10 protein-coding genes and 1 tRNA gene are annotated in these 18431 nt (G+C 68.7%); 1 reads left to right on the top strand and 10 read right to left on the bottom strand.

The features are described 5' to 3' along the window. Positions 1-166: 166 nt before the first annotated feature. From ACFPA8_RS27420 to ACFPA8_RS27455, 8 genes are all read right to left on the bottom strand, one after another. Entirely contained in the window at positions 167-550 is a 384-nt protein-coding gene (locus ACFPA8_RS27420) for a helix-turn-helix domain-containing protein (RefSeq protein ID WP_386452865.1), read from the bottom strand. 145 nt (positions 551-695) lie between these two features. After that, complete coding sequence (locus ACFPA8_RS27425) at positions 696-1235, bottom strand: CinA family protein (RefSeq protein ID WP_386452867.1); 540 nt, start codon at positions 1233-1235, stop codon at positions 696-698. Beyond that, positions 1232-1927, bottom strand: a complete 696-nt coding sequence (gene pgsA / locus ACFPA8_RS27430; protein ID WP_386452869.1) for a CDP-diacylglycerol--glycerol-3-phosphate 3-phosphatidyltransferase — start codon at positions 1925-1927, stop codon at positions 1232-1234. Before pgsA ends, ACFPA8_RS27425 begins: the two co-directional genes overlap by 4 nt. After that, complete coding sequence (rimO, locus tag ACFPA8_RS27435) at positions 1924-3534, bottom strand: 30S ribosomal protein S12 methylthiotransferase RimO (RefSeq protein ID WP_386452871.1); 1611 nt, start codon at positions 3532-3534, stop codon at positions 1924-1926. Before rimO ends, pgsA begins: the two co-directional genes overlap by 4 nt. A gap of 186 nt (positions 3535-3720) precedes the next feature. Continuing rightward, positions 3721-4530, bottom strand: coding sequence for a helix-turn-helix domain-containing protein (locus ACFPA8_RS27440; protein ID WP_386452872.1), 810 nt, complete (start codon positions 4528-4530; stop codon positions 3721-3723). 190 nt (positions 4531-4720) lie between these two features. Continuing rightward, positions 4721-7441, bottom strand: coding sequence for an FtsK/SpoIIIE family DNA translocase (locus ACFPA8_RS27445; protein WP_386452874.1), 2721 nt, complete (start codon positions 7439-7441; stop codon positions 4721-4723). Between the two features lie 108 nt (positions 7442-7549). Further along, on the bottom strand, positions 7550-8251 hold the full coding sequence (locus ACFPA8_RS27450; RefSeq protein WP_386452876.1) for a response regulator: 702 nt from the start codon (positions 8249-8251) through the stop codon (positions 7550-7552). 245 nt (positions 8252-8496) lie between these two features. Continuing rightward, positions 8497-14163 carry a HAMP domain-containing protein gene (locus tag ACFPA8_RS27455; protein ID WP_386452878.1) on the bottom strand — a complete coding sequence of 1889 codons (5667 nt, stop codon included), beginning with the start codon at positions 14161-14163 and terminating at the stop codon, positions 8497-8499. Positions 14164-14690: 527 nt separating this feature from the next. Between ACFPA8_RS27455 and ACFPA8_RS27460 the strand changes: the two genes are divergently transcribed. Next, positions 14691-17306, top strand: a complete 2616-nt coding sequence (locus tag ACFPA8_RS27460; protein ID WP_386452897.1) for a SpoIIE family protein phosphatase — start codon at positions 14691-14693, stop codon at positions 17304-17306. Between the two features lie 84 nt (positions 17307-17390). Here ACFPA8_RS27460 and ACFPA8_RS27465 read toward each other — a convergent pair. Continuing rightward, positions 17391-17463, bottom strand: a tRNA-Thr gene (locus ACFPA8_RS27465). A gap of 118 nt (positions 17464-17581) precedes the next feature. Then, on the bottom strand, positions 17582-18418 hold the full coding sequence (locus ACFPA8_RS27470) for a DegT/DnrJ/EryC1/StrS family aminotransferase (protein WP_386452898.1): 837 nt from the start codon (positions 18416-18418) through the stop codon (positions 17582-17584). Positions 18419-18431 lie beyond the last annotated feature (13 nt).

Consider the following 18431-nt stretch of genomic DNA (forward strand, 5'->3'; position numbering starts at 1 on the left):
GCAGCCCACGGCTCAGCGCCGCCATCACACCTCCCGCACACCCGGCAACGGCTGCATACTGCTCATGCTCGCGCACAGTGTGCGACTGCGCGACCACAGCGAGAGGCCCCGCCGGGGAGCCCGGCGGGGCCTCTCGAGAAGCTGAACGGCTGGACGGTGCGGAGCGTCAGGCGGCGACCACGTCCACGGCCTCTGCAGGGGCCTTGATCGTCACGCGCTCTTCCGGAACCCCTGTGACGGAAGTCACGGAGACGGGATTGAGCACCGGCCGGCGCATCGGCGCAGGAACCGTGTCGCTCGCAGCGGACTCGGCCAGCTCCGCAAGGGCCAGCTCGTCACTGACCTCACGCATGAGCTCGGACATCCGCACATCCAGCGCATCGCAGATCGAGGACAGCAGCTCCGAAGAGGCTTCCTTCTGGCCACGCTCGACCTCGGAGAGATACCCGAGCGAAACCCGGGCAGATGAAGAGACTTCGCGCAGGGTCCTGCCCTGGCGCTGGCGCTGCCGACGCAGCACGTCACCCAGCAGGCGACGGAGCAGAATCATCGGTGCTCCTCCCTCTCAACGCGCGGCGTCTTCCACAGCTTGATACCCACCACCCCAGGGGGTGTGAATCCTTCAGGCTCCACCGTACCGCCTACGGCTCCAGCCGTGCGGGGAGCGATGTCTTGTTCACTCAGGGCTGCAAACATCAATTCCCCCCGCGTTGTTCCGTATCCTTCGGCCGCACCTTCCCCGTCAGTTCCTCATTAAGCAGCCGCAGGGCGTTCGTCACACTGGCCTTGCGGATCGTGGCCCGGTTCCCGTCCAGCTTCAGCGGGCGGGCGATCGCACCGTCCGAACCGGCGACAGCGGCGAAGACCGTGCCCACCTCCTGCCCGTCCTGCGGCTCCGGGCCGGCGACCCCGGTCGTGGCCACACCCCAGGTGGACTTCAGCAGCTTCCTCACGCCCTGGGCCATCTGCCTGGCCACCTCGGCGTCCACAGCGCCGCGCTCCCGCAGCAGGACGCCGTCCACACCGAGGAGTTCCCGCTTCACGTCCGTCGCGTACGCGGTGACCGAACCGATGAACGCCTGCGAAGAACCCGGCGCCGACGTGATCTCGGCAGCGACCATGCCACCTGTCAGCGACTCGGCCACGGCCACCGTCTCGCCCCGCTGGATCAGCAGATCGAGCACATCGGCGGACACATCGAAGTAGTCCTCCTCCGCTTCCGCGCCGGGCGTCACGGCTGCACGCCTCCGTCGCTCTGCACCGCCCGGTCGCGCGCACGCCCCGCACGGCGCAGCACGACGGCCTGCCGCACGTAGTCGAGACCGGTCACCACCGTCAACGCCACCGCCACCGCCATCACCCACCAGCGCATCGTCGCCAGCGGCCCCGTCAGAGCCAGTACGTACATGCCCACGGCCACGCCCTGAGCGAGCGTCTTCAGCTTGCCGCCGCGGCTCGCGGGGATCACTCCGTGCCGGATGACCCAGAAACGCATCGCCGTGATGCCCAGTTCCCGGAACAGGATCACTCCTGTCACCCACCAGGAGAGATCACCCAGCGCGGACAGGCAGCCCAGAGCCGTTCCCATGATCGCTTTGTCCGCGATCGGATCGGCGATCTTCCCGAAGTCGGTGACCAGGTCGTAGCGCCGTGCGAGCTCGCCGTCGAAGAGGTCCGTGATCATCGCGACGGTGAACGCCGCCCAGGCGAACGACCGCCAAGCCGGGTCGTGCCCGCCTTCTGCCAGCATCAGCACGACGAAGCCCGGCACGAGCAACAGCCGCACCATGGTGAGGATGTTGGCGATGTTCCACAGGCTCACCGTCCGGACACCGGCGACTCCGCCGGTCCCGGGCTGAGGCTGCGATTTGGGCTGGGGCTGGGCCATCGCACCACCACTCGACGCGGAGGCAGGCACTCCTGTCATGTGGCTGCCTCCTCGCTGCCTCCGCCGCCCTCGTCGCCTCCCTCGGCAGCACCACCCAGAGGTTCGGCGACAAGGTCGACACCTTCGGTGGCGACCACCTTGGCCTCGACCATACGTCCGATCACGAGCTCCCGTCCGGGCCGCGCAGCCACGTCCAGCAGCACGTGGCCGTCCGTCTCGGGTGCCTGGTGCGCCGCCCGGCCCACGGCCATGACCCCCTCGTCGCCCGCGTCGCCCGCGTCGCCCGCGTCGCTCTCGAAGGACTCGACGAGTACGCGGACCGTTTCACCGAGCCGTTCCTCGGCACGCTGGGCGGACAGCTCCTCGGCGAGCCGGGAGACCCGCTCGAGGCGCTCCGCCACCACATCGGGGTCGTTCTTCTCCTCGTAGCCGGCCGCCTCCGTTCCGTCCTCGTCGGAGTACCCGAAGACCCCGACGGCATCCAGCCGGGCCGCACCGAGGAAGCGCTCCAGCTCCGCGACGTCCGCTTCGCTCTCACCGGGGAAGCCGACGATGAAGTTCGACCGGACGCCTGCCTGGGGCGCCTTCGCCCGGATGGTGTCCAGCAGCTCCAGGAAGCGCTCCGTGTCCCCGAAGCGGCGCATCGCCCGCAGCACGCCGGGAGCAGAGTGCTGGAACGACAGGTCGAAGTACGGGGCCACCTTCTCGGTCCCCGTCAGCACGTCGATCAGGCCGGGGCGCATCTCGGCCGGCTGCAGGTAGCTGACCCTGATGCGCTCGATGCCGTCGACCGCGGCCAGTTCCGGAAGCAGCGTCTCCAGCAGCCTGATGTCGCCCAGGTCCTTGCCGTAGGAGGTGTTGTTCTCCGAAACGAGCATCACTTCACGTACGCCCTGCTCGGCCAGCCAGCGCGTCTCACCGAGTACGTCGGAGGGCCGCCGCGAGATGAACGAACCGCGGAAGGAGGGGATGGCGCAGAAGGAGCACCGTCTGTCGCACCCCGACGCCAGCTTCACCGAGGCCACCGGGCTGCCGTCCAGACGGCGCCGCAGAGGAGCCCGCGGCCCGGAGGCCGGGGCCAGGCCCTCGGGCAGGTCCCCGGGCACTGTGCGGGGCGGCTGCGCGCCCGTACCGGCACCGTCCGGTGCGCCGGCGTCCGCGCCGTGGCCGGGGAGCGCGACGTCCGATCCGGCGCTCTGCCGCTCCGCCGGGCTCACGGGCAGCAGCTTGCGACGGTCGCGCGGCGTGTGAGGGGCGTGGACACCGCCGCTGAGGATCGTCTGCAGCCGGTCGGAGATGTCGGCGTAATCGTCGAAACCGAGCACGCCGTCCGCTTCCGGCAGCGCTTCCGCCAGCTCCTTGCCGTACCGCTCGGCCATGCAGCCCACGGCCACCACTGCCTGGGTGCGGTTCCCCTCGGAACCCTCCCCGGACTTCAGGTCGTTGGCCTCCAGCAGCGCGTCGACCGAGTCCTTCTTCGCAGCCTCGACGAAACCGCAGGTGTTGACGACGGCGACGTCTGCTTCGGCGGCTTCCTCGACGAGGTCCCAGCCGTCCGCTGCGAGGCGGCCTGCGAGCTCTTCGGAGTCGACTTCGTTTCGGGCGCAGCCAAGCGTGACAAGGGCGACGGTGCGGCGTTCGGGCATGGACTCAGCGTACTTCGTCGCGTCCCGCCCACAGCCCGCAGGTGACGCTGCTCCCGTGCCGTGCCACGACCTCGCAGGAGACCCGCGGAGAGTCCCGGAAACGGTTAAGTCCGAAGTCCCGCCTTCCCCCCTGGGGCGGACGGCGCGACTTCGGACTTACTCGCGGCCGGGACCTGCCTTGCCGGTTCAGCCGGCCTCGGGATCGCCTCGGGTGTAGGAGACCCGCTGGACCTGGCCGTCCTCGCCCACGTCCTTGACCTCCTTGCCGTTGACGTAGAGCTTCACGCCTCCGGCGTTGCCGAGCACGAGGTTGAGCCGCTCGTCGTCGGTGAAGGTCTTGCTCTTCCCCTTCTGGAGCACACCTTCGTGGACGAGCCGGCCGTTGTGGTCCTCCGCGGAGATCCACACGTTCTGTTCAGCCGTCATCTGCACAGTCACCTTGTCTGCCGGAGCAGCGGCGATCGCACTGTCGGACGGCTTGGGGTCCGCCGGAGGCGTGTCGGTCGGGTCGGCCGACTTCGAGGGCTTGCCCGGCTGCGAGGGCTGCGACGAAGGTGTCTCCTCCGCCGCCGGCGGAGTGGCCGGGTCCTCGCCTCCGATCAGCGTGAAGCCGACGAAGCCGATCACGACGACGATCGCGGCGACCATGGCGACGGTCCAGTTGGGCCTTCGCCGTTCCGGGCGGATTCTCTCGGCCTCGAAGAGCGCTGCCGGCGCGGTCGGCTGGGGGCGTCCGCCGTGCTCGGCGTCGTACTGCTCGACGAGCTCTTTGGGATCCAGTCCGACTTCACGGGCGAGCGTGCGGATGTGTCCGCGGGCGTAGACGTCGCCGCCGCACCGGGAGAAATCATCCGCTTCGATGGCCTGGACGATGGGGACGCGCACTCTCGTCGACGTGCTGACTTCGTCGATGCTCAGTCGGGCGTCGTTACGGGCTTGTTGGAGGGCTTGACCGACCGATGGCCGGTCCTCTTCCGCTGCGTTGCCGATGGACACGGGGGCGCCTTTCGAGCGTGTAGCCACCTGCTGGACGTTCAGTCTAGGGGCGGAGCAAAAGAGCGGGGCAAGCGGGCGGACGATGTTTGTACGCCATCAGGTTCGTCGTACGTCCTGACTTTGGACACGTCCATCCGCTCCCGTCTCCAACTTGACGTATGCGCGACGGAAACGGTTGCCTCACTCGTCCTTACGGGTGAGGTTCCCCGCGGATCACGGCCAGCACACCCTCGAGTTCGTCAGGTTTGATCAGCACGTCCCGCGCCTTGGACCCCTCGCTGGGCCCGACCACGCCTCTGGACTCCATCAGGTCCATCAGCCTGCCGGCCTTGGCGAAGCCCACCCGCAGCTTCCTCTGCAGCATCGACGTGGAACCGAACTGGGTGGAGACGACCAGTTCCGCCGCCTGGCAGAGCAGGTCCAGGTCGTCGCCGATCTCCTCGTCGATCTCCTTCTTCTTGCTCTGCCCGACGGTCACGTCCTCGCGGAAGACCGGGGCCATCTGCGCCTTGCAGTGTTCGACCACCGCGTGGATCTCGTCCTCGTCGACGTAGGCGCCCTGCATCCGCACCGGCTTGTTGGCGCCCATGGGGAGGAAGAGACCGTCGCCCTTTCCGATGAGTTTCTCCGCGCCCGCCTGGTCGAGGATGACGCGGCTGTCCGCGAGGGACGACGTCGAAAAGCCCAGCCGGGAGGGGACGTTCGCCTTGATCAGCCCGGTGACGACGTCGACGGACGGACGCTGGGTGGCGAGCACCAGGTGGATCCCCGCGGCCCGCGCGAGCTGTGTGATCCGGACGATCGCGTCCTCCACGTCACGCGGGGCGACCATCATCAGGTCCGCCAACTCGTCGACGATGACGAGGAGATACGGATAGGGCGCCAGCTCACGCTCACTGCCCTCCGGCGCGGAGATCTTCCCGCTGCGCACAGCCGCGTTGAAGTCGTCGATGTGGCGGTATCCGAAGGCGGCCAGGTCGTCGTAGCGCAGGTCCATCTCGCGTACGACCCACTGGAGCGCTTCGGCCGCCTTCTTGGGATTGGTGATGATCGGTGTGATCAGGTGCGGGATGCCCTCGTACGACGTCAGCTCCACACGCTTCGGGTCGACCAGGACCATCCGTACGTCGTCGGGCGTGGCCCTGGCGAGGACGGAGGTGATGAGGCAGTTGATGCAGGACGACTTGCCGGAGCCGGTGGCGCCCGCGATCAGCATGTGCGGCATCCGGGTCAGGTCGGCCGAAACGTAGCCCCCTTCGACGTCCTTGCCGAGCCCCACGAGCATGGGGTGCTCCTCGCCCGCGGCGGCGGCCGAGCGCAGCACGTCGCCGAGGTTGACCATCTCCCGGTCGCTGTTGGGGATTTCGATGCCGACGGCGGACTTGCCGGGAATGGGACTGATGATGCGCACATCGGGGCTGGCCACCGCGTACGCGATGTTCTTCGTCAGCGCCGTGATCTTCTCGACCTTCACGGCAGGCCCGAGCTCCACCACGTAGCGGGTGACTGTCGGCCCGCGGGTGAAGCCGGTGACTGCCGCGTCGACCTTGAACTCGCTGAAGACCGTCGTCAGCGACTCGACGACCTGGTCGTTCGCCGCACTGCGTGTACGCCCCGGGCCGCCCCTCGTCAGCAGGTCGAGCGAGGGAAGGGCGTAGGTGATGTCGTTGGACAGCTGAAGCTGCTCGGCGCGGGCAGGCAGCCCCTCGGTCTCCTTCTGCGCCGGAGCCTTCGTCAGATCGGGTACGGGCGTGCGCTCGACCCCGTCGTCAGCGTCCGGCTGTGCGGCTCCACCGCCGGACCTCGCCCGCTCCTCGGCGGCCTTGCGGCGCTCCCCCGAAGAGACCCCGGAGCTCAGGTCCGCGACGAGCGGCGAAGGCTGAACCCCGTGCAGCAGTGCCCCGTCCAACGACGCCGCGGCTGCGGCCGCCACGTCGACGGAGTCGCTCTCCCGCCCCGCGGCGGCACCGCTCCGCCTGGAGCGTCCCCTGGACGTACGGCGCCGGTCGAGAGCCTCTTTCTCGGCGTGAGCCGGGTCCAGGTACTCCTTGCGCATGCTGTGCGCGCGGGGCCTTCCCCGGCGGGCCGGCTGCTCCGCGTCCACGTCATCGTCGTCGAACTCCCGTGCGGCCTCGGGGGCGTGCACGACGCCGAGCCGCACCCCCAGCGCCCGCAGCCGCCGCGGAATGGCGTTGACGGGCGTGGCGGTGACGACCAGCAGACCGAAGACGGCGACCAGCACCAGCAGCGGCACCGCCAGCATCTCGCCGACCACCTCGATCAGCGGCCGGGAAGCAGCCCAGCCGATCAGGCCGCCCGCGTCCTGGATCGACTCGTTGCCCTCCCCGCGCCCAGGGGCTCCGCACCCGATGTGCACGAGCCCGAGCCCGCCGACGACGAGCGCCGAAAGCCCCACGACGATACGGCCGTTGGCCTCCGGCTTCTCCGGGTGCCGGATCAGCCGCACGGAGATCACCCCGAGCAGTATCGGCACCAGCAGGTCGAGACGGCCGAACGCACCCGTGACGAGCAACTTGACGAGTTCCCCGACCGGACCCTTGAGGTTCGACCAGGTGCCCGCCGCGACGACGAGTGCGATGCCCAGCAGCAGCAGGGCCAGCCCGTCCTTGCGGTGAGCAGGGTCGAGGGCCTTCGTACTGCGCCCTATCCCGCGGAACAGCGCGCCGACGGCGTGGGCGACACCGAGCCAGCACGCGCGCACCAGACGGTAGACACCCGCGGTCGGCGAAGGGGCGGGCTTGGCCGCGGACTTGGCCTTCCCCTTGGCTGCCGGCTTCTTGGCCGGTGCCTTCTTGGCGGTGGCCTTCTTCGCCGGTGGCTTTTTCGCGGCAGCCTTCTTCGCGGGTGCTTTGGCGGCTGCCTTTCCGGTGCCTGACGTACGAGAGGCCATGGTGGTGAGGTTACCGCCGCGGGGCGTCCGAGGCACGAACGGCCGGGCATGACGGGCGGTCAGCCTCGCGCGCCCGTCGGGCAGTCCGCTCCGGAAGTGGCTCCCGGCTCAGTTCTGCGACGGGACCTGCGCCGAGGCACCGCCGCCCGTGCCGGGTTCGAGGGCGTCAAGTGCCCGGCGCAGGCCGGAGAGCTTCCGTTCGAGGTGCGCGGCTGTTGCGACAGTGGCCGATTCGGCGTTGTCGCCGAGCTGGTTGGAGAGCGCCTCGGCCTGCTCCTCGACAGCGGCGAGGCGGGCCGACAGTTCCGACAGCAGGCCGGGAGGCTCGCCGGCCTCGTCGGCGGGGCCGTCCGGCGAATGCCCTGTGCCACTGCCGTTCTCCAACTGGAGCCGCAGCAGCGATGCCTGCTCACGCAGCTGGACGTTCTTCATGTAGAGCTCGACGAAGACCGAGACCTTGGCCCGGAGCACCCACGGGTCGAACGGTTTGGAGATGTAGTCCACCGCGCCCGCCGCATAGCCCCGGAAGGTGTGGTGCGGACCGTGGTTGATGGCCGTGAGGAAGATGATCGGGATGTCCCGCGTACGCTCCCTGCGCTTGATGTGGGCGGCGGTCTCGAAGCCGTCCATTCCAGGCATCTGGACGTCCAGCAGAATGACCGCGAAATCGTCCGTCAGCAGCGCCTTGAGCGCTTCCTCCCCTGACGATGCCCGCACCAGCGTCTGATCGAGCGCGGAGAGAATGGCCTCCAGCGCCAGCAGATTCTCCGGCCGGTCATCGACCAGGAGGATCTTGGCCTTCTGCACCATGGCCCGTCCTCCTCGCCCCGGCAGCCCCTCGGACGCCGCCCCTGGGAGCGGCTCCTCGACGCCGCCGCCCGTCCTTGTGCGGGTCATCGTAGCCGCACGCCACGGTTCACCACACCCTGTCACCGTGATGTCACTGTGCACACAACAGAAACGCCTCAGGAGACCAAAAGGTTCCCCCTCGACCGTACTTCACACGTCTTCGGCACACTCCGTCAGCTGCCGAACGCCACAGGCACGCTGCCACATCAACGCGCCCTCATCCACTCCCCCATGACAGTCAGCAGGTGGTCCGTGTCCACCGGTTTCGTCACGTAGTCGGACGCACCGGCCTCGATGCTCTTCTCCCTGTCGCCCTTCATCGCCTTCGCCGTCAGCGCGATGATCGGCAGCCCGGCGAACTGCGGCATCTTGCGGATCGCCGCCGTCGTCGCGTAGCCGTCCATCTCCGGCATCATGATGTCCATCAGCACCACCGCGACGTCGTCGTGCTGCTCCAGGACCTCGATGCCCTCCCGGCCGTTCTCGGCGTAGAGCACCTGGAGTCCGTGCTGTTCCAGCACGCTGGTGAGCGCGAAGACGTTGCGGATGTCGTCGTCGACGATGAGCACCTTCTCCCCGGAGAACTCGCTCCCCGGGCCGGGCTCGACGAGGTCCTGGCCGCTGTGGAGCCAGGCGTCGTCCTGCGACTGCGCAGCGTCCCGACCCGTCTCCGAACGCCCCTCGTCCTGCGCCCAGTCGGCCTTGCCGCGGGCGCCGCCGCGGCCGTTCCGGCTCCCGCTGCGGCCGTTCTGCAGCGCTCGCGGCTCGGGCTGCGCTTCAGGCGGCATCTCCCGCTGCTGTTCGGGCTCTGTGGCCGAACGCTGCCGACGGCGCCGTACGAGCGAGGCCGCGGCACGCTCCGCCTCCGAGGCGGCGACGTCGCCCCCGCCCTCCTCGGCATTCCCGGTCGCGCCCTCGCCGGCCTCCCCGGCGGCGTCGACCCGCTCCAGCGGTTCGATGCGCTCTGCCGCGGCCGCTGTGGTCTCCGCAGCGGCGGCGATGGCCAGGGTGTTCGAACCGAGCTGCGCGTAGCCCTGCGGCGGCAGTTCGGTCGGATGCAGCGGCAGATACAGCGTGAAGGTCGATCCACGGCCCGGTTCACTGGCTGCGTAGATCTCACCGCCGAGCAGGCGCGCGATCTCCCGGCTGATGGACAGACCCAGACCCGTACCCCCGTACTTGCGGCTGGTCGTGCCGTCGGCCTGCTTGAACGCCTCGAAGATGACCCGCATCTTGCTCGCGGCGATGCCGATACCCGTGTCGGTCACGGAGAAGGCGATCATCTCGGCGTCGGCGTCGAGCAGCGAGCCGTGCTCCAGCATCTGCTCGCGGATGACTTCCGGGACCTCCGCCTGCGCGGAACGGATCACCAGCTCGACGGCGCCGCCGTCGGTGAACTTCACCGCGTTGGACAGCAGGTTCCGCAGCACCTGCAGCAGCCGCTGTTCGTCCGTGTGGAGCGTCGCGGGCAGCTCCGGCGAGACCCGCACGGAGAAGTCGAGGCCCTTCTCCGCTGTCAGCGGCCGGAACGTCGCCTCGACGTAGTCGACGAGCTGGACGAGCGCGATGCGTGTCGGGCTGACGTCCATCTTGCCCGCCTCGACCTTCGACAGGTCGAGGATGTCGTTGATCAGCTGCAGCAGGTCCGACCCCGCGCCGTGGATGGTCTCGGCGAACTCGACCTGCTTCGGGGAGAGGTTGCCCTCCGCGTTGTCCGCGAGCAGCTTCGCCAGAATGAGCAGCGAGTTGAGCGGCGTCCGCAGCTCGTGGCTCATGTTCGCGAGGAACTCGGACTTGTAGCGCATCGAGACCGACAGCTGCTCGGCACGCTCCTCCAGGACCTGCCGGGCCTCCTCGATCTCCCTGTTCTTGATCTCGATGTCGCTGTTGGTCTGCGCGAGCTGTTCGGCCTTCTCCCCCAGCTGCGCGTTCGACTCCTGGAGCGCCCTCTGCCGGTTCTCCAGCTCTTCCGAACGCTCCCGCAGCTGTTCGGTCAGCTCCTGCGACTGCCGCAGCAGCACCTCGGTCCGGGTGTTGACGCTGATCGTGTTGACGCTGGTCGCGATCATCTCCGCGATCTGGTTGAGGAAGTCCTTCTGGATCTGCGCGAAGGGCTGGAACGCCGCCAGCTCGATCACACCCAGAATCGTCCCCTCGAAGATGACGGGCAGAACGATCACGTGCGCGGGAGGTGCCTCACCGAGCCCGGAGGAGATCTTCAGATACCCGGGCGGCGCGTTCTCGACGAGGATCGTCCGGCCCTCCTGCGCCGCCGTCCCCACGAGCGACTCGCCCGGCGTGAACGTGGTGGGCATCGTGCCCTTGGAGTAGCCGTAACTGCCCAGCATCCGCAGCTCGTACTGGCCGTCCGCGCCGTGGTCGGCCCCGATGCCGACGTCCTCCTTGTCCTCGTCCGTCGAGACGGCGAGGAAGAAGGCGCCGTGCTGGGCCGAGACCACCGGGGTCAGCTCGCTCATGATCAGACCGGCCACGTCGGTCAGGTCCCGGCGCCCCTGCATGAGGCCGGAGATGCGGGCGAGGTTGCCCTTGAGCCAGTCCTGCTCCTGATTGGCGAGGGTGGTCTCACGGAGGTTGGCGATCATGGTGTTGATGTAGCCCTGCAGCTGCAGGATCTCCCCCGCCGCCTCCACGTCGATCCGGACGTTGTGGTCTCCACGCGTCACGGCAGTGGCCACGTCGGCGATGGCGCGCATCTGACGGGTCAGGTTGGAGGCCATCTCGTTCACCGAATCGGTGAGGTCCTTCCAGGTGCCGGCCACGCCCTGTACGCGTGCCTGTCCGCCCAGCTGTCCCTCGGTACCCACCTCGCGGGCGACCCTGGTGACCTGCTCGGCGAACGAGGAGAGCTGGTCCACCATCGTGTTGATGGTCGTCTTCAGCTCCAGGATCTCGCCGTTGGCCTCGATGTCGATCTTCTTCGTCAGGTCACCGCGGGCGATGGCGGTGGTGACCATCGCGATGTTGCGGACCTGTCCGGTGAGGTTGGAGGCCATCGAGTTGACCGACTCGGTGAGGTCCTTCCACGTGCCTGCGACCCCGGCGACCCGCGCCTGACCGCCCAGCACACCGTCCGTACCCACCTCGCGGGCGACGCGGGTGACCTCTTCCGCGAACGTCGACAGTGCCGTGACCATCGTGTTGAGGGTGTCGGCCAGCTGCTCGACCTCGCCGCTCGCCTCGACGGTGACCTTCTTCGTCAGGTCGCCGTTGGCGACCGCGGTGGCGACCTGCGAGATGTTGCGGACCTGGCTCGTGAGGTTGTTCGCCATCAGGTTGACGTTCTCGCTGAGGTCCTTCCAGATGCCGGTCACACCGGGCACCCTCGCCTGACCGCCGAGCATGCCTTCCGTGCCCACCTCGCGGGCCACCCTCGTGACCTGTTCCGCGAACGAGGACAGCTGGTCGACCATCGTGTTCACGGTCGTCACCAGTGCGAGGATCTCGCCCTTCGCATCGACGGTGATCTTCTTGGACAGGTCGCCCTGCGCGACCGCCGTGGTGACCTCCGCGATGTTCCGCACCTGCGACGTCAGGTTGTTCGCCATGAAGTTGACGGACTGCGTGAGGTCCTTCCACGTACCCGAGACGCCCTTGACCTCCGCCTGACCGCCCAGGATGCCCTCCGTACCGACCTCGCGGGCCACCCTCGTGACCTGCTCGGCGAACGAAGAGAGCTGGTCCACCATCGTGTTGAGGGTGTTCTTCAGCTCCAGGATCTCCCCGCGCGCATCCACGGTGATCTTCTGGGAGAGGTCACCGCGGGCCACAGCGGTGGCGACCTGGGCGATGTTCCGGACCTGGTCGGTGAGGTTGCCCGCCATGCCGTTCACGGAGTCGGTCAGGTCACGCCAGACGCCCGCGACGCCGGGCACCTGCGCCTGGCCGCCCAGCCGCCCCTCCGTACCGACCTCGCGGGCGACGCGGGTGACCTGTTCCGCGAAGGCCGAGAGCTGGTCGACCATCGTGTTGATGGTGTTCTTCAGCTCCAGGATCTCCCCGCGCGCATCGACCTTGATCTTCTGGGAGAGGTCACCGCGGGCCACAGCGGTCGTCACCTGCGCGATGTTGCGCACCTGAGAGGTGAGGTTGCCCGCCATGAAGTTGACGGAGTCGGTCAGGTCCTTCCAGGTACCGGAAACGCCGTCCACGCGGGCCTGACCGCCGAGACGCCCTTCCGTCCCCACGTCACGGGCCATCCTCGTGACCTGCTCGGCGAAGGACGAGAGCTGGTCGACCATCGTGTTGACGGTGTTCTTCAACTCCAGCATCTCGCCGGAGACATCGACCGTCACCTTCTGCGACAGATCACCGTTCGCCACCGCCGTCGTCACCTGCGCGATGTTGCGCACCTGCCCGGTGAGGTTCCGGAAGGCGGTGTTCACCGAATCGGTGAGGTCCTTCCAGGTGCCGCCCGCTCCCGGCACCTGCGCCTGGCCGCCCAGTTCCCCCTCGACGCCGATCTCCCGGGCGACGCGGGTGACTTCGGCGCCGAACGAGGAGAGCTGGTCGACCATCGTGTTGACCGTGGTCTTCAACTCCAGCATCTCGCCGGAGACATCCACCGTCACCTTCTGCGACAGATCACCGTTCGCCACCGCCGTCGTCACCTGCGCGATGTCCCGGACCTGCGCGGTGAGGTTCCGGAAGGCGGTGTTCACCGAATCGGTGAGGTCCTTCCAGATACCGGCCGCACCGGGCACCTGCGCCTGACCGCCGAGGACGCCCTCGGTGCCGACCTCGTTCGCGGCCCGCGTCACCTCGTCGGCGAAGGTCCGCAGCGTCTCGGTCATCGTGTTGATGGTCTCGGCGAGCTGCGCGACCTCACCCCGCGCGTTGACGGTGATCTTCTGGGACAGGTCGCCGTTGGCGACCGCCGTGGTCACCTGCGCGATCTCCCGCACCTGCGAGGTGAGGTTGCCGGCCATGAGGTTGACGGAGTCGGTCAGGTCCTTCCATACGCCGGCGACGCCCTGCACACGCGCCTGTCCGCCCAGCTCCCCCTCGGTGCCGACCTCACGGGCGACGCGCGTCACCTCGGACTGGAAGGAGGAGAGCTGGTCGACCATCGTGTTGACGGTGTTCTTCAACTCCAGCATCTCGCCGGCCACGTGCACGGTGACCTTGCGCGACAGATCGCCCTTGGCGACCGCGGTCGTCACCAGCGCGATGTCCCGCACTTGAGCGGTGAGCCGCGACGCCATCGTGTTGACGGAGTCCGTCAGGTCCTTCCAGGAACCGGACATGCCGCGCACCCGCGCCTGGCCGCCCAGCTTCCCTTCCGTGCCGACCTCGCTTGCGACGCGCGTCACCTCGTCGGCGAACGTCGACAGTTGATCGACAAGGCCGTTTACGGTGCGCCCGACCTTCAGGAACTCGCCGCGCAGCGGATGTCCGCTGCCGTCCGAACCGCGTGAGCGCAGATCCATCCGCTGTTCCAGGTCGCCCTCGGCAACCGCGGACAGCACACGACCGACTTCGGAAACCGGCCTGACCAGATCCTCGACCAGCGCGTTCGACGCATCGATGGCCGCAGCCCAGGAGCCCTCACACGTGCCGGTCTCCAGCCGCTCGGTCAGCTTGCCCTCGCGGCCGACGACCCGGCGCACCCGCGCCAGCTCACCCGTCAAATGCAGGTTCTGATCCGCGACCTCGTTGAAGACGGCCGCGATCTCCGCCATCGGACCGTCCCCCGTGACGGTCAGCCGCTTGCGGAAGTTGCCGTCCCGCATCGCCGTCAGCGCCGTCAGAAGCTTGTTGACGGAAGCCGCATCGACTTCGATCGTCCCGCTCTTCCGGGAGCGGCCGCCCTTCGGGCGCGTACTCCTGCTACGCGCCGCCGCGCCAGACTCCACCGTGTCCCTCCCGAAGGGTCGACCGTACTGCCGTCATACCCGGGTTGTTGCTTCGAGCCTTCCCAGTGTTTCACCCTGCCTGAACCAGGCGATAACAGTTCGGCAGCATGGCACACAGCTCTACACACGGCCCGGCCGGAAAACACACCGGATCCGGCACCCGCGCACACTGCGAACGTAAGTAACCTGGCCTCCGGCTGTCCATCCACCCCGATGTGCCGGGGAGAGGGCGGAAGAGCACGAAGAGTGCAGAAACGCACGGAGCGTGCAGGGGCAGCTGCGAGGGCATGAAGAGCAACGGAGGGGCGCCGCGGGTGACGCAAGAGAAGAGCGCCGAACGCGGGGACGCCCCCGCCGACGGCGACATGGGTCTCCCGGTCGACGGCTGCGGCGGCAGGCACAGCAACGGCAGTACGTCTGCCACCGGCAGCGAAGCTCCCCGCATCGCGGCACAGGAGCTCCCGCCGGGTGCGGACGGCAGCGACGGCAGGCGTGCCGGCAGCGAGCAGCGATACAAGGGGAAGCAAGTGATCACCGCGAGGGCAGCGGCCACGTTCGAGCCTGTCGGACGTTCCGTCGCGACGGCCCGCGCCTTCGTGCGGGACACCCTCCAGGGCTGGGGCCTGGGCGACATCGTCGACGACGCCGTCGTCCTGACCAGCGAACTCGTGACCAACGCGGTCGTCCACGCGGGCACGGCAGCCGAGGTCGTCTGCCTCCGCGACGGAGACGGCGTCCGCGTAGAGGTCGTCGACCGCTACCCGGAGCGTGAACTGCCGCTGCAGGACCCCGCCCAAGTGATCGCCAGCCCCGACCGTGAAGGCGGCCGCGGCCTGCTGCTGTGCGCCGCACTGGCGTCCCACTGGGGCGTCGACTACACGGCCGCAGACAAGCGCGTCTGGTTCAGCCTCGACCTCCCCGAGCGTCCTGTGGGGACCCGCGCGGCCGGCCCCGCACTGCCCGACGACGCGCTGCCCGTGGCCGATACCCGCGTCCATGTCGCCGTCGTGCAGGTCGACCGCCACGGGTCGATCGCCGCCTGGAACGAAGACGCCCAGCAACTGTTCGGTTACCAAGCCGTGCAGGTCTCCGGCAAACCTTTCACCGACTTCGCAGCCTGGCCTCACACCCCGGGCACCAGCACGGGCATCGCCGAGGCGCTCCAGCTCTCCCGCTGGGAGGGCTCGTACGGGCTGCGCGGCGCCGACGGCCGTACGATCCCCGTCTACGCCTCACACCTGCGCGTGCGCGACAGCGACGGTGAACCGTCCACCGTCTGCCTCCTCGTCCGCGACCACGAGCGTGCCATTCTCCAGACACCGCTGCGCTCCCCCGCCCCCGATTCCGCAAGCCGCCATGGCAGCGGCGACGGCCCGGCCGACCCCTTCGAAATCTTCATCGGTTCCCCCGCTCCGGACGACCTCGACGGACTGCTCCAGCGGACCGTGGAACGGGCACGCGACATGCTCGACGGCGACGCGGCCTACCTGCTGCTGGCCACCGACGACGAGACCGAGCTGGAGGTACGGGCCTCCACCGGGCTTCCCTCCGCCCGGCAGCGCTTCGCCCGCGTTCCGGTCGAGGCCGGTACTGGACGGTACGGATCCGCGCGTATGCCCTCCGTACACGAGGACCTCACCGTCGTACCCGGTGCCGTGCCCCTCCTGGACGGGACCGGCATGCGCGCGGTCGTCACCGTCCCGCTCAAGGTCGAGGGACGGCTGACCGGTTCACTGGGCGTCGCCACCGAGTCACCCGGCCGCTACACCAACGAAGAGGCACTGCGCCTCCAGTTCGCCGCCGACCGCATCGCCCTCGCAGTCGAACGCGCTCGTCTGACCGAGCTGGAGCGGCTGCGCCGCGGCTCGCTCTCCTTCCTCGTGGAGGCCTCGGACCTGCTCGCCGGAACCCTCGACAGGGACCAGACGCTGGCGTTGATGGCCCAGATGACGGTGCCCACACTGGCCGCCTGGTGCGCCGTCTACACAGTCGCCGAGCCCGGCTCCGACCCCAAGCTCTCCTACGTGCTGCACGAGGACGAGGACCGGATCGACAACCTCAAAGCTCTGCTGGCGAAGGTCGATCCCCCCGACCCCGTGCCCACACCCGGCGCACGGGTCTGGAGCGCCCCCACCGAAGCGGCCCACTCCGCCGCCTTCCGCACGTCACTGCGGAGCGTGGCCCTGGGGGAGGACGAACCGCACCTCTCGTCCGGTGCCTCGCGAGCGACAGCATCGGCCGTCGGCGGCGAGACCGTCGTACTGCCCCTGGTCGCCCGCAACCGCGTCATCGGCATGCTCACCCTGGGCAAGCCGACCGACGAACGGTTCCGTCAGGAAATCCTCGAACTCGCCGAGGATCTCTCCCGCCGTGCGGCTCTCGCGCTCGACAACGCACGGCTGTACTCGGAACGTACGGCCATCAGCCAGTCGCTGCAGCGCAGTCTCCTTCCGCCCGAACTGCCCGACGTCGGCGGCGGAGTGGAAGTGGAGGTCATCTACCGCGCGGCAGGAGAGGGCAACGAGGTCGGCGGCGACTTCTACGACCTCTTCGACATCTCCGAAGGCACCTTCGGCTTCGCAATCGGCGACGTCTGCGGGACGGGCCCCGAAGCGGCGGCCGTCACCGGACTCGCCCGGCACGCACTGCGGTTGCTGGCCCGCGAGGGACTGGGCGGCCCCGCCGTACTGGACCGGCTCAACACCGCCATCCTCGACGAAGGCGCGCGCAGCCGCTTCCTCACCCTGCTGTACGGGGAGTTGAGGCCGCAGAGCGACGGCAGCGCGGAGCTGAAAGTGGTCTGCGCGGGCCATCCGCTGCCGCTGCGTCTCCGTCAGGACGGCAGTGTCGAACCGGCTGCCGACCCGCAGCCGCTCCTCGGTGTCATGGACGACCTCGAACTGTACGAGCAGACGATCATCCTCGAACCGGGCGATGTGCTGCTGTGCGTGACCGACGGCGTGACGGAACGCCGTGAAGGCACCCGCATGCTCGGGGACGACGGGCTGGCCGACGTGCTCACCACCTGCACAGGACTCACGGCAGGTGCGGTGGCCGCACGCATCATGCGGGCAGTCGAGCGCTTCGCGACCGACGCCCCGTCCGACGACATGGCCATCGTCGCGATGCGGGTTCCCGAGTAGCCGACTGGTCCCCGGCGGCTGCGCCCCCAGGCACGAGAAAAGGCTCCCGCTCGAGAGCGGGAGCCTTTCGACTGCCTTGCTGAGAGCCCCAAAACGGAATCGAACCGTTGACCTTCTCCTTACCATGGAGACGCTCTGCCGACTGAGCTATTGGGGCGCGCTGCGGCGCCGCTGATCTTACCCGATCCGCACCGCTGAACCGAATCGCCGCCCGCTCCCGGCCGACGTGTGCCGGCCGGTCTAACTCACCGCCGAACCTCTGCACTTCATCTGCCTCAGCAGGCCGGCTCCATGAGCAGCCCGCCCAGCCCGTTGCACGCCGACACCACTCGCTGCAGCTCTCGCTTCGTCATCGATGCCTCCAACGGGAGCGCCAGCGACTCGTCGGCGGCACGCTCCGACTCAGGAAGGCGCACGTCAGTACGGAACTCGGCCGTACGGTGCGCGGGGGTCTTCACCGGGACGTAGCAAGGCACACCCCGGGCTCGGAGCGCGTACTTGAAGGCATCACGGTCCGGCCTGCCGTTGCCGGGAACGCGGACCACGTAATCCGTGTAGGCGTGTTCGACCCCTGCGGCGACCGACGGTACGACGACGCCGCGAAGCCTCATGTCGAGATAAGTGGCGTACTGCCGGCGCCGCACGGCATCCACTGCTACGACCTCAGGCCCGGCGTCGATGTCCACCATTCGCAATCCGCGGCGCTGCGCCAGCTCCTGGAGGCACACCATGTCCGCCGGGTGACCGAAGAGATGGACAGGAACGACAGCGACCGTCGCCGGAGTCACCGCCGTCTCGACCGCCGCAGGATCAAGGCAGAAACTGCGCGGATCGATGTCCGCGAAGACCGGCCGGGCGCCCAACTCCCGTACCGTCCTGGCCACTTCGGTACCCCCGTAGGCGGGCACCACGACGTCGTCTCCCGGCCTCACGCCGGCGGCCGTCAATTCGCTCGTCCCCATGATTGCGATGCTGAGGGCGGGACATGAACTCCTGGTGACAGCACAGAAAAAGGCCGTGGTCCCCGGACTTAACAGTCCAAGAACCACGGCCTCTTCAATGATAGTTCGGCGGTGTCCTACTCTCCCACACGCTCCCGCATGCAGTACCATCGGCGCTGAAAGG

It is taken from the genome of Streptomyces ovatisporus, from assembly GCF_042653885.1.
In the GTDB taxonomy this organism is placed as follows: Bacteria; Actinomycetota; Actinomycetes; order Streptomycetales; family Streptomycetaceae; genus Streptomyces; species Streptomyces ovatisporus.